Origin of the sequence: Rhizobium sp. BK251 (assembly GCF_004345245.1) — a bacterium.
Taxonomy (GTDB): Bacteria; Pseudomonadota; Alphaproteobacteria; order Rhizobiales; family Rhizobiaceae; genus Rhizobium.
Map to the genome: position 1 here is coordinate 110,896 of NZ_SLUQ01000013.1, position 24,994 is coordinate 135,889.

26 protein-coding genes are annotated in these 24,994 nt (G+C 62.2%); 15 read left to right on the top strand and 11 right to left on the bottom strand.

From position 1 onward, the window contains the following. Positions 1–11 precede the first annotated feature (11 nt). From EV286_RS28185 to EV286_RS28200, 4 genes are all read left to right on the top strand, one after another. Positions 12–680, top strand: coding sequence for a heme-copper oxidase subunit III family protein (locus EV286_RS28185; protein ID WP_245500862.1), 669 nt, complete (start codon positions 12–14; stop codon positions 678–680). A gap of 9 nt (positions 681–689) precedes the next feature. Beyond that, positions 690–1,019 carry a cytochrome C oxidase subunit IV family protein gene (locus EV286_RS28190; RefSeq protein ID WP_132960565.1) on the top strand — a complete coding sequence of 110 codons (330 nt, stop codon included), beginning with the start codon at positions 690–692 and terminating at the stop codon, positions 1,017–1,019. A gap of 191 nt (positions 1,020–1,210) precedes the next feature. Further along, positions 1,211–2,323, top strand: a complete 1,113-nt coding sequence (locus EV286_RS28195) for an NADH:flavin oxidoreductase/NADH oxidase (RefSeq protein ID WP_132960566.1) — start codon at positions 1,211–1,213, stop codon at positions 2,321–2,323. Between the two features lie 124 nt (positions 2,324–2,447). After that, positions 2,448–3,215: an SDR family oxidoreductase gene (locus tag EV286_RS28200; protein ID WP_132960567.1), complete on the top strand. Its 768-nt coding sequence runs from the start codon at positions 2,448–2,450 to the stop codon at positions 3,213–3,215. 53 nt (positions 3,216–3,268) lie between these two features. Here the strand turns inward: EV286_RS28200 and EV286_RS28205 are convergent, their stop codons facing one another. The 3 genes from EV286_RS28205 to EV286_RS28215 form a co-directional block, all read right to left on the bottom strand. Further along, the gene (locus tag EV286_RS28205; RefSeq protein ID WP_132960568.1) at positions 3,269–4,492 is read right to left on the bottom strand and encodes an adenylate/guanylate cyclase domain-containing protein; all 1,224 of its coding nucleotides are present in this window, start codon (positions 4,490–4,492) and stop codon (positions 3,269–3,271) included. A gap of 264 nt (positions 4,493–4,756) precedes the next feature. Next, positions 4,757–5,755, bottom strand: coding sequence for an ABC transporter permease (locus tag EV286_RS28210; RefSeq protein ID WP_132960569.1), 999 nt, complete (start codon positions 5,753–5,755; stop codon positions 4,757–4,759). Between the two features lie 40 nt (positions 5,756–5,795). After that, positions 5,796–6,539 (bottom strand): ATP-binding cassette domain-containing protein, encoded by a 744-nt coding sequence (locus EV286_RS28215; RefSeq protein WP_132960570.1) that lies wholly within the window; start codon positions 6,537–6,539, stop codon positions 5,796–5,798. A gap of 248 nt (positions 6,540–6,787) precedes the next feature. Between EV286_RS28215 and EV286_RS28220 the strand changes: the two genes are divergently transcribed. The 3 genes from EV286_RS28220 (at position 6,788) to EV286_RS28230 (ending at position 9,854) form a co-directional block, all read left to right on the top strand. Further along, a complete protein-coding gene (locus EV286_RS28220; RefSeq protein WP_132960571.1) occupies positions 6,788–7,768 on the top strand; it encodes an NAD(P)-dependent oxidoreductase in 981 nt (326 codons plus the stop codon). 48 nt (positions 7,769–7,816) lie between these two features. Then, positions 7,817–8,809, top strand: coding sequence for a sugar-binding protein (locus EV286_RS28225; RefSeq protein WP_132960572.1), 993 nt, complete (start codon positions 7,817–7,819; stop codon positions 8,807–8,809). Between the two features lie 349 nt (positions 8,810–9,158). Next, positions 9,159–9,854, top strand: a complete 696-nt coding sequence (locus EV286_RS28230; protein ID WP_245500863.1) for a FadR/GntR family transcriptional regulator — start codon at positions 9,159–9,161, stop codon at positions 9,852–9,854. Positions 9,855–9,994: 140 nt separating this feature from the next. Here the strand turns inward: EV286_RS28230 and EV286_RS28235 are convergent, their stop codons facing one another. The 7 genes from EV286_RS28235 to EV286_RS28265 form a co-directional block, all read right to left on the bottom strand. After that, positions 9,995–10,654, bottom strand: a complete 660-nt coding sequence (locus EV286_RS28235; protein WP_132960574.1) for a peroxiredoxin — start codon at positions 10,652–10,654, stop codon at positions 9,995–9,997. A gap of 440 nt (positions 10,655–11,094) precedes the next feature. Then, positions 11,095–11,904, bottom strand: coding sequence for an SDR family oxidoreductase (locus EV286_RS28240; protein ID WP_132960575.1), 810 nt, complete (start codon positions 11,902–11,904; stop codon positions 11,095–11,097). Between the two features lie 12 nt (positions 11,905–11,916). Further along, entirely contained in the window at positions 11,917–12,648 is a 732-nt protein-coding gene (locus EV286_RS28245) for an ABC transporter ATP-binding protein (RefSeq protein ID WP_132960576.1), read from the bottom strand. After that, positions 12,641–13,354: an ABC transporter ATP-binding protein gene (locus EV286_RS28250; protein WP_132960577.1), complete on the bottom strand. Its 714-nt coding sequence runs from the start codon at positions 13,352–13,354 to the stop codon at positions 12,641–12,643. The genes EV286_RS28245 and EV286_RS28250 overlap by 8 nt, the downstream gene beginning before the upstream one ends. Then, entirely contained in the window at positions 13,351–14,301 is a 951-nt protein-coding gene (locus EV286_RS28255; protein WP_132960578.1) for a branched-chain amino acid ABC transporter permease, read from the bottom strand. The genes EV286_RS28250 and EV286_RS28255 overlap by 4 nt, the downstream gene beginning before the upstream one ends. Beyond that, entirely contained in the window at positions 14,298–15,176 is an 879-nt protein-coding gene (locus tag EV286_RS28260; protein WP_165932968.1) for a branched-chain amino acid ABC transporter permease, read from the bottom strand. Before EV286_RS28260 ends, EV286_RS28255 begins: the two co-directional genes overlap by 4 nt. 51 nt (positions 15,177–15,227) lie before the next feature. Beyond that, positions 15,228–16,496 (bottom strand): amino acid ABC transporter substrate-binding protein, encoded by a 1,269-nt coding sequence (locus EV286_RS28265; protein WP_132960580.1) that lies wholly within the window; start codon positions 16,494–16,496, stop codon positions 15,228–15,230. A gap of 119 nt (positions 16,497–16,615) precedes the next feature. Here EV286_RS28265 and EV286_RS28270 point away from each other — a divergent pair, with 119 nt between their 5' ends. The 8 genes from EV286_RS28270 to EV286_RS28305 all read left to right on the top strand — a co-directional run bounded on the left by EV286_RS28270 (position 16,616) and on the right by EV286_RS28305 (position 23,742). Further along, positions 16,616–17,431, top strand: a complete 816-nt coding sequence (locus EV286_RS28270; protein WP_132960581.1) for an IclR family transcriptional regulator C-terminal domain-containing protein — start codon at positions 16,616–16,618, stop codon at positions 17,429–17,431. A gap of 130 nt (positions 17,432–17,561) precedes the next feature. Continuing rightward, entirely contained in the window at positions 17,562–18,137 is a 576-nt protein-coding gene (locus EV286_RS28275; protein ID WP_132960582.1) for an NAD(P)H-dependent oxidoreductase, read from the top strand. A 31-nt stretch (positions 18,138–18,168) separates the two neighbouring features. Continuing rightward, positions 18,169–18,981: a citryl-CoA lyase gene (locus EV286_RS28280; protein WP_132960583.1), complete on the top strand. Its 813-nt coding sequence runs from the start codon at positions 18,169–18,171 to the stop codon at positions 18,979–18,981. A gap of 9 nt (positions 18,982–18,990) precedes the next feature. Continuing rightward, the gene (locus EV286_RS28285; protein WP_132960584.1) at positions 18,991–20,181 is read left to right on the top strand and encodes a CoA transferase; all 1,191 of its coding nucleotides are present in this window, start codon (positions 18,991–18,993) and stop codon (positions 20,179–20,181) included. Positions 20,182–20,218: 37 nt separating this feature from the next. Further along, the gene (locus tag EV286_RS28290) at positions 20,219–21,079 is read left to right on the top strand and encodes an extradiol ring-cleavage dioxygenase (RefSeq protein WP_132960585.1); all 861 of its coding nucleotides are present in this window, start codon (positions 20,219–20,221) and stop codon (positions 21,077–21,079) included. Then, entirely contained in the window at positions 21,076–21,459 is a 384-nt protein-coding gene (locus EV286_RS28295) for a hypothetical protein (RefSeq protein ID WP_132960586.1), read from the top strand. Before EV286_RS28290 ends, EV286_RS28295 begins: the two co-directional genes overlap by 4 nt. 121 nt (positions 21,460–21,580) lie before the next feature. Further along, a complete protein-coding gene (locus tag EV286_RS28300; RefSeq protein ID WP_132960587.1) occupies positions 21,581–23,062 on the top strand; it encodes an amidohydrolase family protein in 1,482 nt (493 codons plus the stop codon). Between the two features lie 209 nt (positions 23,063–23,271). After that, a complete protein-coding gene (locus tag EV286_RS28305; RefSeq protein WP_132960588.1) occupies positions 23,272–23,742 on the top strand; it encodes a hypothetical protein in 471 nt (156 codons plus the stop codon). A 256-nt stretch (positions 23,743–23,998) separates the two neighbouring features. On the opposite strand, the gene EV286_RS28310 is transcribed toward EV286_RS28305, so the two are convergent. Next, positions 23,999–24,931, bottom strand: coding sequence for a DUF2950 family protein (locus EV286_RS28310; RefSeq protein ID WP_348633589.1), 933 nt, complete (start codon positions 24,929–24,931; stop codon positions 23,999–24,001). Positions 24,932–24,994: the final 63 nt, after the last annotated feature.

Consider the following 24,994-nt stretch of genomic DNA (forward strand, 5'->3'; position numbering starts at 1 on the left):
TCAAGCCCGGCATGAGCGGCTTTGCCGCCGACTGGGCATCCGATCAGCGGGCGTTCAAGAACGTCTCCTGGGGCAAGGCGATGATGTGGATATTCCTCCTCAGCGACACCTTCGTCTTCGGGTGCTTCCTGCTTGCCTACATGACGGCGCGCATGTCGACGACAGTACCCTGGCCGAACCCCAGCGAGGTCTTTGCCCTCACCATAGCGGGCCACCACATTCCCCTGATCCTGATCGCGATCATGACCTTCGTGCTGATATCGAGCAGCGGCACGATGGCGATGGCCGTCAACTACGGATACCGGCGCGACCGCCGCATGACCGCCATCCTGATGCTGGTGACGGCCTTCTTCGGCGCGACATTCGTCGGGATGCAGGCATTTGAATGGAGCAAGCTCATCTCCGAGGGCGTGCGGCCCTGGGGCAATCCATGGGGCGCCGCGCAGTTCGGCTCGAGCTTCTTCATGATCACCGGCTTTCACGGGACTCACGTCACGATCGGCGTGATCTTCCTGCTGATCATTGCCCGCAAGGTATGGCGTGGGGATTTCGACCAGGAGCGACGAGGCTTCTTCACCAGCAGGAAGGGTCGCTACGAAATCGTCGAGATCACCGGCCTCTACTGGCACTTCGTCGACCTGGTCTGGGTCTTCATCTTCGCGTTCTTCTATCTGTGGTGAGGTCATCCCATGGCACAAGCGGCTTCGCATACCCAGCAGCACCCGATCAAACTCTACCTGGTGATATGGGCCCTGCTCTTCGTTCTCAGCGCGTGCTCCTATCTCGTCGACTATGTGGGCCTGCAGGGATACCTACGATGGTCGCTGATCCTCATCTTCATGGTCCTGAAGGCCGGGCTGATCGTTGCGATCTTCATGCACATGGCCTGGGAGAGACTGGCGCTTGTCTACGCCATGCTGCTGCCACCGATCCTCGTCCTCGTCTTCGTCGCGATGATGGTTTCGGAATCGAACTATACGCTGTTCACCCGCCTCGTCTTCTTCGGCACGGGGCCCTGAGCGAGCGCATTCCGGCGATGTGATCGTCGTTTGCCGCGGTGCACACACGGATCGCGGCGCAGCAACAATCGCGTGACCGGCCATTGAGTTCGGGCTGCGGGAAGGCAATATAGAGTATTCCTCACTATTGTCGTCATGGCATCAGCCACTTCGCATAACCGATCTCCATAGCCCAGCACGGACAAGCGCTCATGAGCAGCCTCTTTTCCCCTTTTACCCTGCGCAATCTCAATCTCCCCAATCGCATCGTCGTTTCGCCGATGTGTCAGTATGTCGCCGACAACGGCAAGGCGACGCCTTGGCACGTCGTCCACCTCGGCAATCTCGCTCTTTCAGGCGCAAGCATGGTTTTCATCGAGGCGACGGCGGTCGAGCCAAGCGGCCGGATCACGCCCGGTGATCTCGGCCTCTACAACGACGAGACCGAAGCGGCGCTTCGTCCTGTGCTGGAGGCGGTGCACACCGTCTCCAAGGCGGCCGTCGTCATGCAGCTTGCCCATGCCGGCCGCAAGGCATCGAGCCATGTCCCCTGGGAGACGGGCCAACTCATCCCCTTCGGCGAAGGCGGCTGGGAAACCTATGCGCCCTCCGCCGTGCCGCAGAAGGAAGGCGAGCGCGCACCCAAGGCGCTGGACAGCGCTGGTCTTGCCCGCGTCCGGGACGCCTTTGTGGCGACGGCGCACCGCGCAGCCCGGCTCGGGGTCGACGGCGTCGAGATCCACGCCGCCCATGGCTATCTGCTGCACGAGTTTCTCTCGCCGATCTCCAATCATCGCACCGATGAATATGGCGGCTCGCTGGAAAACCGGATGCGTTTCCCGCTCGAGGTTTTCGATGCCGTTCGTGCCGCCTTCCCGGCCGACAAGCCGGTCGGCGTCAGGGTCTCCGCGAGTGACTGGATGGAAGGCGGGTGGGATATCGCCCAGACCCTCATCTTCGTAAAGGAACTGCAGAAGCGCGGCGTCGACTGGATCGATGCCTCCTCGGGCGGCATCTCGCCGCTTCAGAAGATAGCGGTCGGCCCGGGCTATCAGGTGCCTTTCGCCGAGGCGATCAGGAAGGAAACCGGCGTGACGACGATTTCGGTCGGCCTCATCACCGAACCGCGCCAGGCGGAAGACATCATCGCCACGGGCAAGGCCGACTTCATCGCGCTGGCTCGCGCGATCCTCTACGACCCGCGCTGGCCCTGGCACGCCGCGGCGCTGCTGGGCGCAGCCGTCGACGCGCCTCCCTCCTACTGGCGTGCGCTTCCCCGCGAGCATGGCGATCTCTTCCGCAATGCAAGCTTCGGCGGACGCTGAGCTTCCCCGCCCGTCTGAACCGCAACACACCATCGCGCAATCGAGGAAACTGCGATATGTCGTCAATGAAGCATTGGCGACATATCGTAGGCGGCCCTTATCGATGACGACGGAAAGAAAGACCATGACATCCTCTCTCTTCGACCTGACCGGCAGGCGGGCGCTGGTGACCGGATCGAGCCAGGGCATCGGCCTTGCGATTGCGCAGGGACTGGCCGAGCACGGGGCGGAAGTCGTGATGAACGGGCGCGACGAGGGGAAGCTTGTCGCCGCCGCACAGCAGCTCCTAGACCAGGGCTACCGCGTATCGACCGCAGCCTTCGATGTCACCGAGGTCGAAAAGGTTCGAGAGGGGGTAGATCTCATCGAGCGGAGAGATGGCCCGATCGACATCCTCATCAACAATGCAGGCATGCAGTTCAGGACGCCGCTCGAGGATTTCCCTCCGGAAAAGTGGCAGCAGTTGCTGTCGACCAACGTCTCCAGCGTTTTCTATGTGGGACAGGCGGTTGCCCGCCACATGATCGCCCGCGGTCGCGGCAAGATCGTCAACATCGCCTCTGTGCAGAGCGAACTCGCCCGCCCCGGCATCGCCCCCTACACGGCGACCAAGGGCGCCGTCCGGAACCTCACCCGCGGCATGTGCACCGATTGGGCGGGACACGGCCTGCAGATCAACGCGGTGGCGCCGGGCTATTTCAAGACGCCACTCAACCAGGCCCTCGTCGACAATCCGGAATTCTCCGCCTGGCTCGAAAAACGCACGCCCGCCGGTCGCTGGGGCAACGTCGGCGAACTCATCGGCGCCGTCGTCTTCCTTTCGAGCGAAGCCTCATCCTTCGTCAACGGCCACACGCTCTATGTCGACGGCGGCATAACCGCCTCCCTTTGAAGCATTTCCGGACCATCCCTTCTCGCCTCGAAGCCATGTCCGAGGCGAAATGCCTAGTCGAGCAGCGCGAAGACTTCGACGGGTTCGCCGATCCCGCGGATCGGAAATGAGCCGAGGCTCTCGAGCTCGGTTTCGCAGCGCGCCATCTCGACGAACGCGCGCGACAGAAGCACCGGACGCTTGATCTCCTTGGTCAGGGTTTCGAGGCGCGAGGCGAGATTGACGGCCGGGCCGATGACGGTGAAGTCGAGCCGCTTGCGCGAACCGATATTGCCGTACATCACGTCTCCAACGTGGACGCCTATGCCGTAGCGCAGCTCCTCCCGCCCCTTGCGGATGCTTTCCTCGTTGAGCGCGGCCAGCGCCGACTGCGCGCCCCGGATTGCCTTCAGGAGGTTGTCGCAGGCCATCGGATCGCTGAGCGGAAAGATTGCGAGAAGCCCGTCGCCCATGAACTTGAGGATTTCGCCGCCGTGCCGCTCGATGGGGTCGGACAGGGCGTCGAAATAGGCGTTGAGGAGGTCAATGACGTCGTCGCGCGGCCAGAGATCGGAGATCGCGGTGAAATTGCGCATGTCGCAGATCAGGATTGCCGCGCCGACGGTCGCGCCGCTGCCACGTGTGGTGGCGCCGGCAAGAATCTGCTCGCTTGCATGCGGCCCGACATAGGTCTGCAGCAGCGTTCGGGCCATGATGTTTTTCAGCCTGATCTCCGTGACCATCGTCAGGGCCGGCAGCAGGTCCTTGAGGAAATTGATATCCTCGTCGCTGAAGCCGCCGCGTCGGTCGCTGGCGAAGGTGACGATGTGCCGCTTGCCGAGCGTGTGGTACATCGGCCAGGCGACGTAATCGGTAAGGCCATCGTTGCGCAGCTCCTCATAAAGCGAATATGGCTCGGCGCCCTCGACAACGGTGGCGAGATTCTTCCGGACCTCGATCGCCCCATTATAGATCTCGTTCGCGGGACTGTTGAGAAACTGCGGCGTAGATTCGACGCCATAGGCGAAGGTACTGATCTTCGCCTCCGTCATGCCGACACGCCACAATATGCGGGCGCCCATCCACTGCGGATGGTGCACCCTGAAATGCAGCGTCCCGCGGGCGAGCGGCACGCCCGCCTCCCTCAGGCGAGCGCACATCTCCACGAAGATGACGTCGATGAAGCGTTCGTCGCGGGTATCATTGACCAGCCAGTCGAGGATCTTCCTCCTTCGCAACGGCCAGACGCCGTCGTCTTCGTCAGGCCGGCTGGAAACTGAATTCGACAAGGATTGCATTGCAGCACCCAAAAATGACCGTTTCGGTCTCTAGCACAAAAATCAAAGGCTCACTTGCTTTGCCTTGAAGTGAGCAGTCGACCGCAGCACGTCAAGGCGCGGCAGCCGAATTTTCGATCATTTTGCTGGAGGATTGCGCGCGCGGCTGCCGCCCGACAGGCCAGAAGCCGCAGCTCTGCCGCCGCGGCGACGAGCCAAACGCCGCGATTTAGCGCTATGTGGCGCGTGATCGCGGAGCTTCGGTCCGGGCCTATTCCGGCGCGGTCATTCGCTCTGCCGGAGATTGCGGATCCGGTCGAAGAGGACTGCGAATACGATCGCCCCGCCGATGAAGGTTCCCTGCCAGAAGGCATTGATGCCGAGCAGGCCGAGGCTGTTTCGGATCACCTCGATCAGGGCTGCACCGATAAGCGCGCCAAAGGCGGTACCGACACCGCCGGCGAGGTTTGCTCCCCCGATAACCGCCGCCGCGATGACCTGGAGCTCCATCCCCGCCCCGATATTGGTCGTGACAGCGCCGAGCCAGCCGGTCTGGATGATGCCGGCGACACCGGCCGAGAGCGCAGAGATCATGTACACGGCAACCTTGATCGTCCGTACGGGCACGCCCGTCAGGGTAGCGGCATGTTCGTTGCCGCCGATGGCAAAGACGTAGCGGCCGAACCGCGTCCAGCGCAGCACGAAGCCGGTCAGCAGCGCCAGCACGATCATGTAGATCACGGGATTGGCAATCCCGAAGAGCCAGGCGCCGCCGCCAAGTGCAAGCAACTTGTCGTGGTCGGGGCCGAACTGGAAGACGACGGTATTGTTGGACGCGACCATGGCAAGGCTTCGCGCGATGGACAGCATGCCGAGCGTGACGACAAAGGGCGGGAAATTCAGATAGGCGATCAAGATGCCGTTGAACGCCCCGACGATGAGGGCAGTTCCGATCGAGGCAGCGATCCCGACCTCGATGCTGTAGCCCGCGTGCATCACGACCGCCAGTATCATGCTGCAGAGGCAAAGCACCGAGCCCACCGACAGGTCGATGCCTCCGGTGATGATGACCAGCGTCATGCCGAGCGCGATGATCGCGACGAAGGTGACGTTGCGGGTGATGTTGTAGAGGTTCTTTGCCGTCGCGAAGGAGTCCGTCGCGAAGGAAAGGAAGATACAGGCGAGGATCACGGCTACAAGCACCCAGAAAGTCTGGCTGCCGAGCACCACCGAGACTACGCTGTGCTGCTTGTGTTCGATCGTGCGGTCAAGAGTAATTGCCATTTTCGACCTTCGTTTCCTTAATGTCGGCCGAACGCCTCGATCAGACCTGTTCGATCGCGCCGGTAATGAGACCCGTCACTTCCTCCGGCGAACTCGCCGCGATCTGCTTGTCGGCCACCTTCCTGCCGCGCCGCATGACGATCACCCGGTCGGCGACGGAAAAGACGTCGGGCATGCGGTGGCTGATCAGGACGACGGCAATGCCCCGGTCGCGCAAGTGCCGGATATGATTCAGCACCTCCGCCACCTGCCGCACGGAGATGGCCGCTGTCGGCTCGTCCATCAGCACGAGCTTCGCCTCGGAAAGCATGGTGCGCGCGATCGCCACGGCCTGCCGCTGGCCGCCCGACATCTGCTTCACGAGATCGCGCGCCCGCGTCTCCGACTTCAGGTCCTTGAAGAGTTCGCCCGCCCGCCGGTACATGGTCTTGTAGTCCAGCAGCTTGACCGGACCGACGCCGCGGCGCAGTTCACGCCCCAGGAACACGTTCGCTGCCGCTGAAAGATTGTTGCAGAGGGCAAGGTCCTGATGGACGATCTCGATACCGTGCTGGCGCGCCTCGATGGGCCGGTGCAGCACGATCTCCTTTCCGTCGAGGCGCATCGCGCCCTCGCTCGGTCGAAAGTTGCCGGCGATCATCTTCACCAGCGTCGACTTGCCCGCTCCGTTGTCGCCCATCAGCCCCACGACCTGGCCGGGCTCGAGCGAAAACGACACGTCGTTGACCGCCTGTATGGCGCCGAAATGCTTCGAAATATTGGTGAGTTCGAGAACTGCCACCAACCCTGTATCCTCCCATATGAAGGCAAGCACAGGAGGTCGCGGTTTTGCGGCGACGGCCCAACTGCTGCCCCGCCCTTCGGTCTCCTCCCGGAAAGGCGTTATTCATCATTTATGCAAATGCCTGCCGAAGCGTCAATGACACCCGCGGCCAAATCACCCCGGAAATGCAATCAAAAATCCGTTTTGTAGGACAAATATTCGTTGACGACAGGGTCGGCTGAATATTAGCTATCCGTGGGAGGAGTAGCATGCTGATCCTTGTCACCGGTGCAACGGGCAAGGTCGGGCAGCGCTTTATTGCGGGGCTGCTTGACGATCCGCGGTTTGCCAAGGCGCGTATTCGCGCGCTTTGCCATAACCGCGTGTGTGACCCGTCGGAGCGTGTCGAGGTCATGCGCGGATCGATCGCCGATCGCGCAGTCGCGGAAGCCGCTGTAGACGGCACCACCCACGTCGTTCATCTCGCAACCTGCAAGGAAACGCCCGACGACGTCATGGACGTGACGGTCAAGGGCCTGTTCTGGCTGCTCGAGGCTTTCCGGCAGAGCGCGTCGGCCCGACAATTCCTCATGGTCGGCGGCGATGCGGGGATCGGCCATTTCTTTTATCGTCACGACGGGCCGATCACGGAGAACACGCCGCACCAGGCCTATCCCGGCTGCTACGCGCTGTCGAAGGTCCTCGAAGAGGTGATGGTTCAACAGTTTGGCATCCAGTACGACATCGACTGGACCTGCCTGCGCGCGCCCTGGATCATGGAAAAGGATGACTTCAGGTACACGCTTTCCTTTGGAGATGACGTCTTCGGCGGCCCCGACTGGAAGACGCTGGTCCCGGAGGACGACGCAAAGCGCTACGCCCGCGACGGCACCATCCCGCTGCTGCGCGATGCCGACGGGAACCCGTTGAAGCGCAATTTCGTGCATGTGGATGATCTGGTCGCTGCCATCCTGGCCGCAATCGATAATCCGCGCGCGCGCCAGCAACTCTTCAATATCTCGTTGGATCGTCCGGTGGATTACGGTGAGGTCGCGGCCTATCTCGCCCGCACGCGCGGGCTGGACAGCATCGACATACCGAGCCAGTTCCACTCGAACTGGATGGACAACGCCAAGGCCAGGTATCTGTTGGACTGGCACCCCCAATACGATTTGAAAAGGCTTATCGACTCGGCCTGGCAGTACGAGCGTCCGTCGGATGACCCTCGCATTGTCTGGTATCCGGGTTGATTGGAGGGGCGGGCACGCGGTGTCCGCTGGTTTTAGAGGGAGGAAGAAATGAAGAAGGCATTAATGCTTGCAGTCGCGGCTCTGGCGGTCATGGCCAGCCAGGCCGGGGCCCAGGAGAAGAAACAGGTCGTCATCGTGGTGAAGGGGCTCGACAATCCGTTCTTCGAGGCGATCAACCAGGGTTGCCAGAAATGGAACAAGGAAAATGCCAGCGCCGAGTATGAATGCTTCTATACCGGCCCGGCATCGACCTCTGATGAGGCCGGAGAAGCGCAGATCGTCCAGGATATGCTCGGCAAGGCGAGCACGGCAGCCATTGCCATTTCGCCTTCGAATGCCAAGCTGATCGCCCAGACGATCAAGTCGGCCAACCCGAGCATCCCGGTAATGACGCTGGACGCCGACCTTGCAGCCGAGGACTCGGCGCTGAGAAAGACCTATCTCGGCACCGACAACTACCTGATGGGCTTCAAGATTGGTGAATACATCAAGAAGGGCAAGCCGAACGGCGGCAAGATCTGCACGATCGAGGGCAATCCCGGCGCCGACAACATCCTGCGTCGCGCTCAGGGGATGCGTGACGCCCTCAGCGGCCAGAAGGGCCTGACGGCGCTTGCCGGCGAAGGCGGCTGGACCGAGGTTGCCGGTTGCCCGGTCTTCACCAACGACGATGGCGCCAAGGGCGTGCAGGCGATGACCGACATCCTCGCCGCAAACCCGGATCTCGACGCCTTCGGCATCATGGGCGGCTGGCCGCTGTTCGGCGCCCCGCAGCCCTATCGTGACCTGTTCAAGCCTCTGGCAGACAAGATCGCCAGCAACGACTTTGTCATCGGCGCAGCAGACACGATCGGCGACGAAGTCGCAATCGCCAAGGAAGGCCTCGTCACAGCTCTCGTCGGCCAGCGGCCGTTCGAAATGGGCTACAAGGCACCGACGGTCATGATCAGCCTGATCAAGGGCGAGAAGGTCGACGACCCGGTATTCACCGGCCTTGACGAATGCACCAAGGATACGGTCGACACCTGCATCCAGAAGTAAGACGCCTCGGGGCGGGCAAGTCACCTTGCCCGCCCCGACGGACGCCGACAGACGTCAGGACATTGCGAAGATCGGACAATCGTGCCGGCGCGGCCGCCTAAGCCGGGCCTGCGGGACGTTGCTTGCTGCCATCTGATGCGACATGCCCCATTGATTGCCCTCTCCCTGATCCCAGGCATCGCCGGCGCGGCCGATCCGATAGCTTCCTGGCTGGCCGGCTCGCGGTCGGCCGGAATTTGCCGAGGCGAGGAAGACGATGCCGAACGGGAAGTCCAAGGGACCCTCACCGGGCGTTGCGAAAGCCGCTGATCACGGCCCCACGATAAAGCGCCGCCGAAGCGCCGTCCGTATGGGCGGGCCGAATGTTCATATCTCGCTGGCAAGCGAGATCGGCCTCAGGATCGTGCGCGGCGAATATCCGCCCGGCACCATATTGCCGAACGAGGCACAATGGTCGAAGGCCTTCGAGGTGAGCCGGTCCGCTGTGCGGGAGGCGATCAAGATGCTGATGGCCAAGAGCCTGCTGGCGTCGCGCCCGAGGGTCGGAAGCCGGGTTGAACCCAGGGAGCGCTGGAACCTGCTCGACCGCGACGTGCTGCGCTGGTACGCCGACTCGCCCGACCGCGAGTCCTTCCTGAAGACCGTCCAGGAATTCCGCCACATCATCGAGCCGGAGGCCGCTGCCTTCGCCGCCGAGAGGCGCACCCCGGAACAGATGCAGGATATAAGCCTGGCGCTTGGCGACATGGCCAGCGCCTCCTCGTTGCCGGAGCGAATAGATGCCGACACGCGGTTTCACCTGGCTATCCTGCAGGCCTCCGGCAACGAACTTCTGGTACCGCTCGGTACGCTGATCGAATCCGCCCTCAGCCATCTCTTCCAGCATGTCACTGGGCGAGACGCCAGTCTCCATCACACCAGGAGGCTGCACGAGGACGTCGAGAAGTCCATTCGGCTGCAGCAACCCAAGGCGGCGCGCAACGCCGTGCGGCGACTGCTCGAAAGCACCGACGAGATCATCGCAAGCGCCTCGCGAAAAGGCTGAAGCGACGCGCCCAGGCGATGGAAGTCAGCATGGATGCATAACAGCACGCCGACCACGATGTCGGGCCCGGCGCGCCGTTCTTAGCCATGCAATCGAGGGAGCCGCCGCGAGCACGCCGCGGCGGTGACCCGGTCAGCCGCTCAGTTCAGTGGCTGCTTGGTCTTCCGCAGATACGGCAGGACCGTGTCGAACGAACCGAAACGGGCGATCGCGTCCTCGTTGGAAACAGCGGCCGTGATGATCACGTCCTCGCCCTGGTTCCAGTTCGCCGGCGTTGCGACCTGATGCTTCGCGGTCAACTGAATGGAGTCGATCGCCCGCAGGATCTCGTTGAAGTTCCGACCCGTGGTCATCGGATAAGTGAGGATCAGCTTGATCTTCTTGTCAGGACCGACGACGAAGACGGAGCGCACCGTCGCGTTGTCCGCGGGCGTGCGTCCCTCGGAGGACTCCCCCGCGCCGGCCGGCAGCATGTCATAGAGTTTGGCCACCTTGAGATCGCGGTCGCCGATCAACGGATACTCCACGTCGAAGCCGGTCGCGACCTTTATGTCGCTCTTCCACTTGCCATGGCTTTCGACCGGGTCGACCGAGATGCCGATGATCTTGACCCCACGCTTGGCAAACTCCTTTTCGAGGCCCGCCATGGTGCCGAGCTCCGTTGTGCAGACCGGCGTGAAGTTCTTCGGATGAGAGAAAAGGACGGCCCAATTGTCACCGATCCATTCGTGAAATTGTATCGTTCCCCGCGTCGTGTCGGCCGCGAAATCGGGAGCGATGTCGTTGATGCGTAGGCTCATGGTTGTTCCCTCCAGGTAACATGATCAGCGAAAAGGCTTGCGGCGCCCCGCCGCACGCCGGCGAAAGAGATGTGAATCTTCAACGAAAAGAAAAGTACTCGCCCACCTGCAAGGCTTCGCTTGCTAGGGCAGGCTCTTTACTGCGTTCATACCTTGAACTGGCAATCTCGACGTTTGGCAACATCTGCAGGGCCGAAGACAGTATCTTTCCTCTCACTCAATTTTCCACCAAATCTTGTCCATAAATCAAGCAGATTAAAGAGACGGTGATCTCTCCTTCAGGCAGCGCGGGAAAAATCCATTCTGCGGTGTGCAAGCGCCGGCTGGCCCAAGCGAGTTCACCAGCCAGGATGGCTGAGCGGCCCTTGCTGGGCGACGTGCAAGCCGCCCGCCGCCGAACCTCGAGTCGCCGACAGCTCGGCAAGGCATTTTGCGCCTCTTCAGCGCGCGTTCACATGAATGCCGCCGTCGACCATGATCTTTGCACCATTGATATAGGATGCGCGGTCGGAGGCAAGAAAGACGATCACGTCGGCGACCTCTTCCGCCTGTGCCCAGCGGCCGGAAATGATGCCCTTCTCCCGGCAGAATTTCTCCAGAAACGCCTCGCGTGATATTCCGGCGTTGCTGCCGGCGTTGTCCGCCCAATATTGCCGCCACTCTGTGGCAATCAGGCCGGGGATCACCGCATTGACGGTGATCTTCTCGGCGGCGAGATCCTGGGCCAGATAGCCGGTACCGTGATTGAGTGCTGCGTTGTTGAGGCCATGGGTCAAGGCCGGCGACCAGGTGGAGATGCCTGCCGCGCCGGTGACATTGACGATCCGGCCGCTGCCGTCACGCGGCATGAGCGGCAGGAAGTCCCGGATGACGCGCAGATAGCCGATCATCTTGATCTCGAGGTCGGCCCGCCAGTCGTCGTCCTCCCACAGAAGCTGGCGATCTTGCCGGCGAATGGCGCTGCCGGCATTGTTCACCAGAACATGGACCCTGCCGAAATCCGGGTGGTTTCGAACAGTATCGACGGCCTGCCTGACGGCACCCGCCTCGGTGATGTCGGTCGCGATCGGCAGGACGCGCACGTCATGTTCGGCGGCAACCTTCCGCGCTACGGCTTCGAGATCGGATGCGGTGCGCGCCAGAAGCACCAGATGGGCGCCTTCCCTGGCGAATGAGATCGCCGTCGCCTTGCCGATGCCCTTGCTGGCGCCGGTGACGAGGGCCACCCTGCCCTTCAGTCCGAGTTCCATGGGCGTGCCTCCTCAGTGTACTCCCAGCATTGCCTGGCGGATCTCGTCATGGGCGATCGCGCCCTTCGACCGTCTGAATTCGCGGTGGATGCTGCCATGCGCCAGCACATAGGCGCGCGACGCGACATCGATCGCCTGGAAGAAGCTCTGCTCCGCCATCAGGATCGTCATGTTGCTCTTCTCGCGAAGCTGGGTGATGGCGTTCAGCACGTCGCGCACGACGATCGGCGCAAGGCCGACCGAAGGCTCGTCGATCACCATGATCTTGGGAGACGTCATCAGCGAGCGGGCGATCGCCAGCAGCTGCTGCTGGCCGCCGCTCATGGTCGAGGCGATCTGGTGGCGGCGTTCCTGCAGCAGCGGAAAGGTCTCGAAGCAATAGGCGAGGTTTTCGCGCATCCGGCCGCTGACGAGCGGATTGCTGCCCGCGAGCTTCAGATTGTCCTCGACCGAGATGTTCGGCACCAGCCGCCGCCCCTCGGGCACGATCGAAAGGCCGAGCCGGACGATCTCGTGCGGCGCGAGCCTGGTCAGGTCCGTGCTTTTGCCATCCCATTGCAGAATGATTTTGCCGGCGCTGGCGCGCACGAAGCCCAGAACGCAGTTGAGCAACGTGCTCTTGCCGTTGCCGTTCATGCCGAGCAGCGCAACCATCTCGCTTTCGTTGAGCTCCAGAGACACGTTCCTGAGGACAGAAACCGCGCCGTAGCCCGCAGACAGATTTTCAATGATCAGCCTATTCACCGAAATACACCTTCTGAACGAGCGGATTTTCGGCGATCTCCTTCGAAGTGCCTGCAGCCACGAGTTGGCCCGTCTCGAAGCAGACGATCCGCTCGGAAAAGCGCATCACGGCATGCATGATGTGCTCGATCATGATGACGGCAACGCCCTGGCCGTTGAGTTTCATGAGGATCGACAGAACCTCGTCGATCTCCTCCTCCGAGAGGCCGGCCATCGCCTCGTCGGCGATCAGGAGCTTCGGGTTTCCGACGAGTGCGCGCGCCAGCTCCAGCTTGCGCAGTTCGAGCTGGGACAGGCTTTCCGATGGATGGGAGATACGTCCGGACAGTCCGACGCTCTTCAGGACCGATTTGGCTCGCTGTTCCTTGCTGCCCTCGACATCGCAATAGTCCAGCGGCACGAGCAGGTTCTCGAGCACGGTCATGCCGGTGAAGGGCCGCGGGATCTGGAAGCTGCGGGCGATGCCGAGCCTGGCGCGCTTGTGGGCTTCAAGATGCGAGATGTCCTGGCCGCGGAAATGCACCGAGCCCTTGTCCGGCCGGTAGACACCCGTGATGCAGTTGATGAGCGTCGTCTTGCCGGCGCCGTTGGGGCCGATGATGCCGAGGCGTTCGCCGTCGCCGATATCGAGATCGACGGGTCCCAGTGCCCGGAATGAGCCGAACACCTTCTCGACGCCCTTGAGGGAGAGGACGGTTTCCCTCATGGGGTCACCCTCCCCTGCCTGCGGGTGAAGAGATCCGCGATGCCGCCCGGCGCAAAGGCCACGAAGGCAATAAGGACCAGCCCGACGAACAGGATGTTGAGCTCCGACGAGATGGTGACGGTGGCGATCTGCTGCGCGGAGGCAAGCAGGAGCGCACCGATCACCGGACCGGCCCAACTGCGCGTGCCGCCGATCAGCGGCATGGCGATCGCGTTGAGCCCGATGATCAGGCTGAAGGCGGTCACGGGTTCGACGAAGGAGGTGTAGTACGGATATGGCGCACCGGCTGCAGCGAGCACGGCGCCGCTGAGCGCGCAGGCAAACAGCTTCAGGCGGAGCGTGGGAACGCCTGAGCATTCCGCCGCATCCTCGCTCGCCCGAACGGCCCGCAGTCCGCGGCCAACCCAGGAGATTTCCACCCAGCGCGCCAGTGAAACGCTGGCAACCGCGATCAGCAGCATGACCGTGAAGATATATTGCGAGGGCCCAGGGCTCCAGGCGGGCGGCGGCGGCCCATAGACGACCATGCCGCTTGCCCCGCCGAGAGCCGGGATGTTGTGGACGATGGTTTCGAGTACGACGACGAGGCCGAGCGTGGCGATGGCGAAATAGACACCCTGGATGCGAAGCGTCAGGTATCCCATCAGCACGCCGAGAACCGCGCCGAGGAGGGCCGCCGCGAGGATGCAGAGCGGCAGCGGCAGCCCGAAGGCGGTGAAGAGGAAGGCCGAGAGATAGACCCCCGCCCCGAAGAAGCCGGCCGCGCCGAAATTAATATAGCCGGCATAGCCGCCGAGAATGTTCCAGCCGGCGGCGATCGTCACATATTGCAGGATGACATAGCCGGCAAAGAAATAGAACGGGTTCCGGATGAGCCATGGGGCGAGCAGGCCAAACGCGACGACGGCCACGGCCCCGACCAGAAACAGAAGGGAATTCTTCCTCATCGCGCAGCTCCGAACAGGCCCTGGGGACGACCGGCGAGCCCGAGGAGGAGGATCGCGAACGCAACGCCCGGCGACCACGAGGGGTTGAGGTAGGTTGATACCAGCGCCTCCGCGACGCCGATGATGATCGCGATCGCGAGGCTGCCGGGGATGGAGCCCATGCCGGCAAGCACCACGATCGCGAAGACGCGGCCGATCTGATAGCGCCCAGCGAAAGGCTCGACCGGACCAACCATGATGAGCGCGGCACCCGCCACGACAGCAGTCGCGGTCGCAATCCCGAAGGCATGCCGCTTCACCGAAGCCGGATTCAGGCCCGCGATCGAGAGCGCCCGTTCCTCATGGGCGACCGCCCGGATTGCGGTGCCGGAATTCGTGCGGCTCAGATAGAGCCAGACGGCCGCGATCATCACCGGCCCGAGCAGCGCGGGGATCAGCAGGCGGTAGGGAATGGTGAGCAAGCCGAGCCTCAGGCTCGAACCGATATAGGGGACGTTGATCGACTTCAGTTCCGAACCGAAAGTGAGCGAAAGCAGGATTTCGATGACCAGCGAAAGGCCGAAGAACAATGTAAGGCTCTGCAGGACATTGGCGCCGCCCCTTCGCTCGAAGACACGCGCATAGAAGGCATAGAGCGCAACACCGAGGAGATAGAAGGGGATCAACCCGATGATCGCAGCGGCAATCGGATCCAGCCCGAACTGTGCAAGGCTATAGACGAAGAAGGCGCCGGCGACGACGAGCGTCGGATGCGCGATGTTCGGTATGTGGAGGATACCGAATGTGATCGCGAGCCCGAGGGCAAGGCAGGCGTAGACGCTGCCCAGCAGAATGCCCGTGACTACGGCGTTCAGCAGAATATCGATTGAGAGCATCATGAGGTCCTTGAGCCGGCCTCTCGCCGGCTCTCTGGATCGGTTGAACGATCAGCTGGCGCGTGCCGCATTATACGGTCCGGCAAGCTCGCCCGTCTTGAGCGACGGCGGATCGAGGATGACCTGATGGCCCGGATTGCGGAACTGCTCGAGGTCATTGCCCTTGATGTCGCGAAGCTGCACCATCAGCACCCGTCGCTCCTTCCAGTCGCCGATCTCGTTGAAGGCGATCGGCCCGACGATGGTCTCGACGGTATTGCCGTGCAGATATTCCGCCATCTTGGCCGGATCGAGCGAATTCGATCCCTTGATCGCCGCCTCGGCAAGCTGGCCGGCGACATAGTAGAACGGCGGGATGTAGAAGCCGAGCGGATCGACGCCCTGCTGGACGGCAATCGGCGTATAGCGGTCGAAGAAGCCCTTGATCGCCGGCGTCTGCATCGTTGGTTCGGGCACGAATGTGTGCGAGTTGACGAGGCCGTTGAGCTCCGGCCCGAGCGAGCCCAGCAGCGAGCCGTATTGCGGACCGATCATCGCGCCACCGAAGATCTTCACCTTGTCCGAGATGCCGATTTCCTTGACGCCGCGGATGATGGCAGTGCTGTCAGCCGGATAAGAGGCGATGAAGATCGCTTCCGGGTCGGCGGCGTTGATGTTGCGGATGATGGAGGAGAAATCGCTGGTGTTCGGCGGATAGCTCTGGTTGAACACGACCTCCATGCCGTATTCCTCGGCAACCTGCGTGCCACCCTTCGCGGCGTTCTTGGAGAATTCCAGGTCGGCATTGATGATGGCGATCTTGGTGACGCCGGCGCCCTTGGCGAGGTCGAAGAAGCCGCGCGCCCAGTCACGTCCCGAATTCGGCCCCCACGGACCGCTGTGGAAGAACTTGTCGTGGCGGGCGACATCGTTGCCAGCAAGGCCGAACATGCCGATCATGAAGAGGTCGCGCTGGCGGATGAAGGGCATGACAGGCGCCGAGAGATTGGCGCCATAGGGCGAGAAAAGGACGTCGCAGGCATCGACATCGACGAGCTTGGAGTAAATGGCCGGAACGTTCGCAGCGCTGCTCTGGTCGTCATAGAGAACGAGCTCGACCTGGCGCCCGAGAATGCCGCCGGCGGCATTGACGTCGTCACGCCACAGCTCGTAGCCGATCTGGCCGTTCTTGGTGCTGGCAAGCGGGCCGGTGAGCGAAACGCTCGCCCCAACGCGGATCGGCTTGTCCTGGGCGAAGACCCTGCTTCCCAATACCGCAGGGGCGGCAAGCCCCATGGCCGTGGCTGCCACGAGCCTGTGAAACTCACGCCTTGTCTTCATAGCTTTTCCCTCCCAAGAAATTCGCTAGACGAATAAATATTCGCATAACGATAGGCAGGAGGACTTGCGCTTGTCAATCCCGTGTGCGAACGAAATGGCACGCAGCAGGAGAAATTCCGATGATTGACAGCAATTCGCCAGAGTTCGTCGATGCGCTGGCACGGGGGTTATCGGTCCTGGAGGCCTTTGACGCCAGGGATCCCGAGATGACGCTTGCCGAGCTGTCGCGCAAGGTCGGCATGTCGATCGCAACCGTCCGGCGCAACATACTGACGCTCGAGGCGCTCGGATTCGTTCGCCGGCACAACAAGCATTTTCTCCTCGCGCCGAGGATCCTTGCGCTCGGCTCGGCCTATCTCAACGCATTCAATGTCGAAGAGGCCGTCACCCCGGAACTCCACCGCATCACTTCGCTGTTCGGCGACGCGGCGAACATGGCGGTCCTCGACGGGACCAACGTGCTCTACATCGCACATCTTTCCGAGAGCCGCGGCGTGCGGCGCAACGCAAGCCTCGGCGTCACCTATCCGGCCTATGCGACGTCGATGGGCCGCGTGCTGATGGCCGCCTTGCCGGAGGAGGAAATCGATCGCTACTTCCATGCCTACACGCCGGTGAAGCTCACCGACTATACCGTGACCGAGGAGAAGGAGCTTCGTGACATCCTCGTCGAGACCCGCGCCAAGGGCTATTCCATTACGGTCGACCAGCTCGACTACGGCATCACCGCCCTCGCCGTTCCGGTCAAGGACAACAGCGGCCGCGTCGTCTGCGCGATCAATAGCTCCGGCTATACGCCCCGGCTGACCCCTGACGAACTCATCGAGCAGCGCCTGCCAGAACTGCGGCTTGCCGCAGGCCGGCTCTCACAGCTCTTCGGCCGTTTTCCGGCGCTGCTGCACTCCCTCGCCCCGGCCGGCACAGCTACCCGCTAGGCGTCTCCTTCCCTCCCGATTTTTCACCTCCTGCCATGCCGGGGCTTGACACCCTGCCCTGTCGAAATTCATTATACGAATATAAATTCGCTCAGCGAATATATAGATATCGGCATGGGGGGAGGAATTCATGTCGCGATTGAAAGTGGCGGTCATCGTGGGCAGCGCGCGCGAAGCCTCGCTCAACAGGCTGCTGGCGCTCACCATGACAAGACTTGCAAAACAGGACATCGAGTTCGACTGGGTGAGGATCAATGACCTTCCGCTTTTCGACCAGGACATCCTGGATCGGGGGCCGCCGGCCGAGGTCGAGCGCCTCAAGGCGCACATCCGCCGCGCCGACGCGCTGCTCTTCGTGACGCCGGAGCACAACCGGTCGATTTCCGCCATGCTGAAGAATGCGATCGACTGGGCCTCGCGCCCGCTCGGCGCCAGTGCCTGGGCCGGCAAGCCCGCGGCGATCGCCGGCGCTTCCTATGGCCGTATCGGCACGGCGGCGGCACAGCAGCACCTTCGCGCAATTCTCGGCTGCCTCGACGTCTATGTCATGGGCCAGCCGGAAGCCTTCATCCACCTCTATCCCGGGCTCGTCACCCCCGAAGGCGAGGTGACAAACGAGGAGACCCGCCTTTTCCTGCAGCGCTACATGGACCGGTTCGAAAGCTGGACCCGGCGCTTCCTGCATGCGGCAAGTGCCGTCCAATAACCACCCTTCCGGAGCAACCAAGGACTTCAGCATGAAAATCGGCAAGCAATCATCGCCATACCAGGCGATCTGCACCTCCAACCCGGAGACGATCATCGTCCGCGGCCACGATCTCGTGGAAGATCTTATCGGCTCCATCTCCTTCACCGAATACACCTGGCTGCTCGTCGCGGGCTCGCTGCCGGACGAGAAGCAGCGCCGCATGCTCGACGCCACGCTGGTCGCTATTGCCGAGCACGGGCTCGTCCCGAGCGTGCAGGCGGCGCGCATGACGCTGGCAGCCTCGCCCGAGGCAGTGCAGGGCGCGGTCGCAGCCGGCCTCCTCGGCTGCGGGTCGGTCATTCTCGGCGCCTCAGAATCAGCCGGCGCCTTCTTCCGTGACATCAGGGAAGAGAAGGAGGCGAGCGGCGGTTCGATCGAGGCCGCGGCGGAAAAGCTGCTGCGCCGCTACAGGCAGGAAAAGAAGGTCATTCCCGGTTACGGCCACCCGCTCCACAAGGGCCACGATCCCCGCGCCGAGCGGCTGCTTGAGATCGCCCGCGAACTCGGCGTCGCCGGCGTCCACTGCCAGATCGCCAAGACCGTCGAGACGCTGATCCCTGAGATCATCGGAAAGTCCCTGGTCATGAACGTTTCGAGCGCCATCCCCTGCGTCCTGCTCGATGCCGGCTATCCGCTGCTCGCGCTCAAGGGCGTTCCGCTGCTCGCCCGCACAGCAGGTCTGATCGGCCACCTTCTCGAAGAACAGACCCGCCCGATCGGCTTCATCATGTCCCACGCCGCCGCTGGCGCCATCGGCTACGACGGCCCCGCCCCGGAAGGCTTCGTGGCAAACGAGAACTAGGATCCGCAGATGCTGAAAGCTTTGAACCAAATCCGCGTCGTCGAACAGGGTACCTTCATCACCGGCCCATGCGCCGGCATGATGCTCGCCGATCTCGGCGCCGACGTGATCAAGATCGAGTCCGCCGGCAATGGCGACCCCTATCGCAGCTTCAAGACGGGATTCTACAGCGCGCACTTCCAGGCCTATAACCGCAACAAGCGGGCGATCGGTCTCGACCTGAAAAGCGAGAAGGACCGGGAAATCTTCTACCGGCTCATCGCCCAGGCGGACGTCTACATCCAGAATTTCCGCCCTGGCGCAGCGGGCCGGATCGGCGCCGACTACGAAACGCTGAGCAAGATCAACCCGAAACTCATCTATTGCTCGATCAGCGGCTTCGGGCCTGACGGCCCCTATGCGCAGCGGCCGGTCTACGATTCCGTCGCCCAGGCAGTCAGCGGTTTCCTCAGCGTCGCCATCGATCCCGAACAGCCGCGCTTCATCGGCCCGGCCCTCGCCGACGCGATTACCGGCATCTATGCCTCGCTCGGCATTACCGCGGCCCTCGTCGAACGCGGCCGTACCGGCAAGGGCAAGCGCATCGACATCTCCATGCTCGAGGCAATGATGCATTTTGCGGTCGAGCCCTTCATGGGCTATTTCGCGCTCGGCGAGGAACCGAGCGGCGTCGACCGCCCTCGCCTCGCCCAGGCCTTCATCGTCCGCTGCAAGGACGGCAAGCTCTTTGCCTTTCATCTGTCGTCGCTCGACAAGTTCTGGGATGCGCTAGTCGAAGCGATCGATGGGCAGGCGCTCGCCAGCGACGAGCGCTTTTCGCAACGGCTCAGGCGCATCGACAATTACGAGGCACTGAACGCCGAGCTGAATGCCATCTTCGCCACCAGGTCGCGTTCGGAATGGGTTGAGCGCTTTTCGAGATTCGACGTGCCCTTCGCGCCGATCAACTCGATTCCCGATGTCATCGGCGACCCTCAGGCAACACATCTCGAAATGTTCGTGCCGGTCGCCAATCGCATCGAAGGCGCGGAGCAGACCGTCCGGCCCGCCTTCTCCTTCGACGGCGAGCGCGCCAAGACCGTCCGGGCCGCGCCCGTCGTCGACCAGCACGGAGAAGGGATCCGCTCGGCACTCGAACGCAATCCGGCCGCCTGGCCCGACCTCGGCGGCGATGCGAGCCAGGTGGCGGCAGCGCAATAGGCAGGTTTAATAACGAAAGAGATTCGGAGGAGAAGACATGGCAACACTGGCAGCGGTCCTCGCGACCACTCACCACCCTTTTTACCTGAAGGCGACAACCATGCCGCCGGAACAGCAGATGCCGCAAGCGCCGGAATGGAAGCGCAAGGTCGAGGCCTATCGCGAGACACTGACCCGCGCCAAGCCGGACATTCTGGTCATGATCGGCGCCGACCACTTCCACCAGTTCTTCCTCGACAACTACCCGACCTTCCTCATCGGCAAGGCGCCGCGCTACGACGCGACCTTCTACAACGAGGAGCGCGAGTTCGGCATTCCGAAATATGTGCTGGAAGGCCATGAAGAACTGTCGGAATTCATGCATCAGGGCCTGATGGACCGCGGCTTCGATTTCTCCTTCAGCCACGAGCTGAAACTCGACCACTCGATCATCTGCCCCATCATCACGACCCGCCCGGATGCCGACCTGCCGGTCGTGCCGATCTACACCAACATCTTCGCGCCGCCGCTGCCCTCGCCGAAGCGTTTCTGGGATCTGGGCCGTGCCATCCGCGAGGTCATCGACGAGTTCCCGACCGACAAGCGCATCGCCGCCATCGGCAGCGGCCACCTGTCGCTCGAGCTCGGCGGGCCACGCCAGTTCAAGGAAACGGGACCGGACCCGGAATTCGACCGCAAGGCGATCGAATGGCTCTCGACCGGCAATATCGATGCTATCCTTGAGAGCGTGACGCATGACAGCATGGCAAGAAGCGGCAACGCCACGCACGGCTTCATGGACCTGATCCTGATGATGGGCATCGCCGGACCGATCCCCACCGCCTATCACGACAACCTCGATCTGTTCCACACGATGGAGGCTTATTTCACCTGGTACCCGGAGGGAGCAGCAGCATGAGCAAGTACTATGTGAACAAGTTCCTTTTCACCGTCGACCGGGACCCGGAACTGCTGCGTCGCTACAAGGAGGATCCGGGTTCGCTCGTCGCAAGCTGGGAGCAGTCGATCGGACCGAGGCTGAACGACGCCGAGCTTTCGACCGTCAACTACCTGACGGACGCTGAGCGCGAGGCGCTGATCAATCACGACTATGTCGCGCTCTTCGAAATGGGCGCACACTTCTTTCTGTCTTTGACGATCTTCATCGCGATTTACGACGAGGACTGGATGGAAAAGCACGGCCCGCTTTCCTTCCAGCGTGAGTTCGCAAGGCGCCTGGAGCACTGGACCGGCAAGAACTACCCGACGATTGCTCTCTGGCAACGACCGGCATCGTGAATTGGGAGGTGATCCGCACATTGCGCCTGTGGGCGCAGGTGCGGATCGGGCACATCGGCCGCGGGCACCGAACGACGAGTTCATCGCGGCCCTAGAAACAATCTGGAGGAGGGATAGGAGCATGTGCGAACTCTGCACGGAGAAGACGTCTCATCGATCGATCGCAAGCTCGGCCGCAAGCGCGACGGCGGCGGCAACGGCATCCGCCACGCTTCGCAGCCATGCGAGCCCGCACGACTTTCCTGCAACCACGGGCCAGAAAGGCCGCAAGACCCTGATCAAGGGCGGCCATGTCATGAGCATGGACGCTGCCGTCGGCGATCTCGAAATCGGCGACGTGCTGATCGAGGGCAGCAAGATCGTGCAGGTGGGACGTTCGATCGAGGTCCACGATGCCGAAGTGATCGAGGCCACGGGCCGAATCGTTATGCCAGGCTTCATCGACACGCATCACCACCAGTTCGAGACGGCCCTGCGATCCTTCCTGCCGAACGGCCTCCTGTTCGATGACGGCAGCAAGCACGGCCAACCCAACTACCTCGAATACATCCTCGGCAAGTTCGCCATGGTTTACCGTCCCGAGGATGTCTACATTTCCGAGGTCTTCGGCGGGTTGAGCCAACTCGATGCCGGTGTGACGACCGTCCTGGACGTATCGCAGATCCATCACTCCCCGGCTCATTCGGATGCGGTGATCGAAGGCATGAAGGCTGTCGGGCGTCGCGGCGTCCTCGGATATTTCGAAGGTTATGGTCCCGACCTCAAATATCCGCAGGATGCGCGCCGCATCCGCGCCGAGCATTTCGCCTCCGACGACCAATTGCTGACAATGGCGATGGGTGGAGAAATCTATCTCCCCGACCTCGATCCGCTCATGCTGTGGAATCTCGGTCGCGAGCTTGATCTTCCCATTGCACTGCATGTCGTCGGCAGCCTTGGCCTGCAGGTGGCCATGGACCGGCTTTCGGATCGCTTCACTTCGAAGCACATCTTCATTCACATGACCGGGATGAGCGATCTGGCCTGGCAAAAGGCCCGCGACGCAGGCTCGCACATCTCGCTGGCCGTCCCGATCGAAATGTCCATGCGCCATGGCATGCCGCCGATCCTCAAGGCGCTTGAAATGGGCATGGAGCCGTCGTTGAGCGTCGATGTCGAATGCACCATGACCGCCGACTTCTTCACCCAGATGCGGAGCGCACTGACACTTCAGCGCGCATTGGTCAACCAGGCCGCCATCGAAGGGCAGCAGAATATCCCGGATCTGCTGACATCGCGCGACGTGCTGAAGTTCGCCACCATCAACGGCGCGAAGGGCCTCCATCTCGACCACAAGACCGGCAGCCTCACGCCCGGCAAGGAAGCAGACATCATCCTGCTCGACGGCCAGGCCCTCAACGTGGCACCGCTTAACAATGTGCCGGGTGCAGTCGTGACGCTGATGGAACGCTCCAACGTCGAAAGCGTCCTGGTGGCCGGCCAGGTCAGGAAGTGGAAAGGCGCCCTCGTCGGTCAGGACATCGACGCCCTGCGCTCCAGGATCCTTGAATCGCGCGACTACCTGTTCGAGGCCGCCGACCTGAAGGTCAAGCTTTTCGACTGACGGCTCTTCGCTGACGAAGGATGGCCGGTGTCCGACCCTTTCGGCACCGGCCGCAGCCTCACAAGCGGCCCGGCTCGCGCAGAACTCACATTGATGCCTGAGATGACCGGCAATCCGATTATCCTCGCTCCTGGCGTATAATACCGTATCTTACTGCCCTCGTTTCGGGAACGACCCTATTCTTCACATGAAGCCTGGAGGGTACAACGATGACTGGAAAAGAGGACCCTGGTTCCCAACCGCCAATAGCCAGCGCCGAGGACCTGCGGAAGCGTGCCCTGGAACTACAGCTTGTCGAAATGGAGCGAGACGACAAGCGAAAGGAGCGCGAAGCGAAGAAGCACTCGGAGTTCATCGAGGATTTCTTCGAGAAGCACATCAGCGAGGCCGAGCGCGCCGTGATCAAGCGCCTCGTCATGAAGGCGGCCGCCGACGGCAAATTCGAGGCGATGATCTATAGCTTCCCGTCGAGCCTCTGCTCGGACAGCGGCCGGGCGATCAACAACAACCTGCCGGGATGGCCGAACTCGCTCCAGGGCAAGGCAAAGGAACTCTTCGACCTATTCGAGAAGGCAGCGAAGCCGCAGGGCTACGGTCTCAAGGCCGCGATCATCAATTTCCCCGGTGGAATCCCGGGAGATGTCGGCTTCTTTCTCACCTGGGAACCGCCGGTCGAGTGAGATTTCGCTCGAATGACCAGATGCTCTCCCAGGGGCTGTGATGAGGCGTATCGAGCTTGAGAGGAAGTTCCTTGTATGGGAACGATATCTCGCGCCGCAGGACACTCCGCGTTCTAGTTTCGGCGGAGAGAGCATTCCATGCGCGTCCGCCTGACCGACGGTCTCTCGGCATGTGAGGTCGCCGGCGACGCGCGCTGTTCCAATCGCATCCTCGCAACCCGTGCTCAGGCGGCATTTGTCTGCAAGGGCCTTAATTCTACTCGTGAATCAAGGTCCAGCTTCCGTCTGGATTGAACTCGTCGATTTCGGCAGCGCGCGCCTCGGTCTCTTCGCCGAAATCGCGCTCGTAGAGCATTCCGCCGCCGTTGATCAGGAACGTCTTGACGCCGGTGACGCCATACTTCACCGGCCAGGCAATGAGCGCAAAGCCACCCGTCATGTTTCCATTGCTGATGTAGCTCTTCTCGCCGCCGAAGACATTGGATCCCTGGCCGGTTAGGATCCTGTAGCGATATCCGAAAAAGCCCTCCCCTGCCTGCGCGCGGCCGAAAGCCGCCGTCTCGATCAGGCTGCTCGCCGGACTGTCGTTGTGGGGCTCGGCCGGCCAGTAGAGTCCGTCCATCGCACCCTGGCTGCTGATCAGCTTCTGGGCGAATTCGTATATCCCGTCGCCATCACGGTCCTCCTCCGCATATTTGTGCTGGGCCGTGACGTAGTCTTGCATCGTCTGGACGGTCGCAATCTCGTTGCTCCCGACGCGGCGGCTGACGATTTCCTGGATACCCGCCTTGGTATCGAATGCCCATTGCCCGTTTGGGTCCTGCTTCAGGGCGAAGGGCAGCGCCCAGTGCCGGTCACCGATTCTGACGACCTTGCCGGCGCCCTGATCCTCGAGGGTCACCTGCCTTCCCACGCCCATGCGGACGAGCGTAAAGACCGCCATGGCCTCGTCGCTTGCCTTGAGCTTTTCCGCGTCGAGCCCCAGCAGCTTGGCGACACCATCGACGTCGTTGGAGGCGAGCATCGTCTTCAGGCTATCGAGGGCAAGGAACGGACTGGAAAAGGACGGGGGCGTCCCGGCTACAAAGCGGGTAAGACCCCTCTGATCCTCGGCCAGCGAGAGGTTCAATCCCGCGAGCGAGAGCACGCTCCCCATCAGGAGCGTCAGCAGTCCCCTCTTGTAACTCACGGGTTCCTCCCATCAGGATCATCTGTTCGGCGAGCCGAAAGTTGCTGCGCCATTTGCATCATG

Coding starts and splice junctions, on each gene's coding strand:
- EV286_RS28285 (WP_132960584.1), top strand. CDS start 18,991: ATGCTGAAAGCTTTGAACCAAATCCGCGTCGTCGAACAGGGTACCTTC.
- EV286_RS28200 (WP_132960567.1), top strand. CDS start 2,448: ATGACATCCTCTCTCTTCGACCTGACCGGCAGGCGGGCGCTGGTGACC.
- EV286_RS28210 (WP_132960569.1), bottom strand. CDS start 5,755: ATGGCAATTACTCTTGACCGCACGATCGAACACAAGCAGCACAGCGTA.
- EV286_RS28235 (WP_132960574.1), bottom strand. CDS start 10,654: ATGAGCCTACGCATCAACGACATCGCTCCCGATTTCGCGGCCGACACG.
- EV286_RS28230 (WP_245500863.1), top strand. CDS start 9,159: ATGGGCGGGCCGAATGTTCATATCTCGCTGGCAAGCGAGATCGGCCTC.
- EV286_RS28280 (WP_132960583.1), top strand. CDS start 18,169: ATGAAAATCGGCAAGCAATCATCGCCATACCAGGCGATCTGCACCTCC.
- EV286_RS28260 (WP_165932968.1), bottom strand. CDS start 15,176: ATGCTCTCAATCGATATTCTGCTGAACGCCGTAGTCACGGGCATTCTG.
- EV286_RS28270 (WP_132960581.1), top strand. CDS start 16,616: ATGATTGACAGCAATTCGCCAGAGTTCGTCGATGCGCTGGCACGGGGG.
- EV286_RS28275 (WP_132960582.1), top strand. CDS start 17,562: ATGTCGCGATTGAAAGTGGCGGTCATCGTGGGCAGCGCGCGCGAAGCC.
- EV286_RS28265 (WP_132960580.1), bottom strand. CDS start 16,496: ATGAAGACAAGGCGTGAGTTTCACAGGCTCGTGGCAGCCACGGCCATG.
- EV286_RS28195 (WP_132960566.1), top strand. CDS start 1,211: ATGAGCAGCCTCTTTTCCCCTTTTACCCTGCGCAATCTCAATCTCCCC.
- EV286_RS28295 (WP_132960586.1), top strand. CDS start 21,076: ATGAGCAAGTACTATGTGAACAAGTTCCTTTTCACCGTCGACCGGGAC.
- EV286_RS28205 (WP_132960568.1), bottom strand. CDS start 4,492: ATGCAATCCTTGTCGAATTCAGTTTCCAGCCGGCCTGACGAAGACGAC.
- EV286_RS28250 (WP_132960577.1), bottom strand. CDS start 13,354: ATGAGGGAAACCGTCCTCTCCCTCAAGGGCGTCGAGAAGGTGTTCGGC.
- EV286_RS28185 (WP_245500862.1), top strand. CDS start 12: ATGAGCGGCTTTGCCGCCGACTGGGCATCCGATCAGCGGGCGTTCAAG.
- EV286_RS28290 (WP_132960585.1), top strand. CDS start 20,219: ATGGCAACACTGGCAGCGGTCCTCGCGACCACTCACCACCCTTTTTAC.
- EV286_RS28225 (WP_132960572.1), top strand. CDS start 7,817: ATGAAGAAGGCATTAATGCTTGCAGTCGCGGCTCTGGCGGTCATGGCC.
- EV286_RS28305 (WP_132960588.1), top strand. CDS start 23,272: ATGACTGGAAAAGAGGACCCTGGTTCCCAACCGCCAATAGCCAGCGCC.
- EV286_RS28190 (WP_132960565.1), top strand. CDS start 690: ATGGCACAAGCGGCTTCGCATACCCAGCAGCACCCGATCAAACTCTAC.
- EV286_RS28255 (WP_132960578.1), bottom strand. CDS start 14,301: ATGAGGAAGAATTCCCTTCTGTTTCTGGTCGGGGCCGTGGCCGTCGTC.
- EV286_RS28240 (WP_132960575.1), bottom strand. CDS start 11,904: ATGGAACTCGGACTGAAGGGCAGGGTGGCCCTCGTCACCGGCGCCAGC.
- EV286_RS28300 (WP_132960587.1), top strand. CDS start 21,581: ATGTGCGAACTCTGCACGGAGAAGACGTCTCATCGATCGATCGCAAGC.
- EV286_RS28220 (WP_132960571.1), top strand. CDS start 6,788: ATGCTGATCCTTGTCACCGGTGCAACGGGCAAGGTCGGGCAGCGCTTT.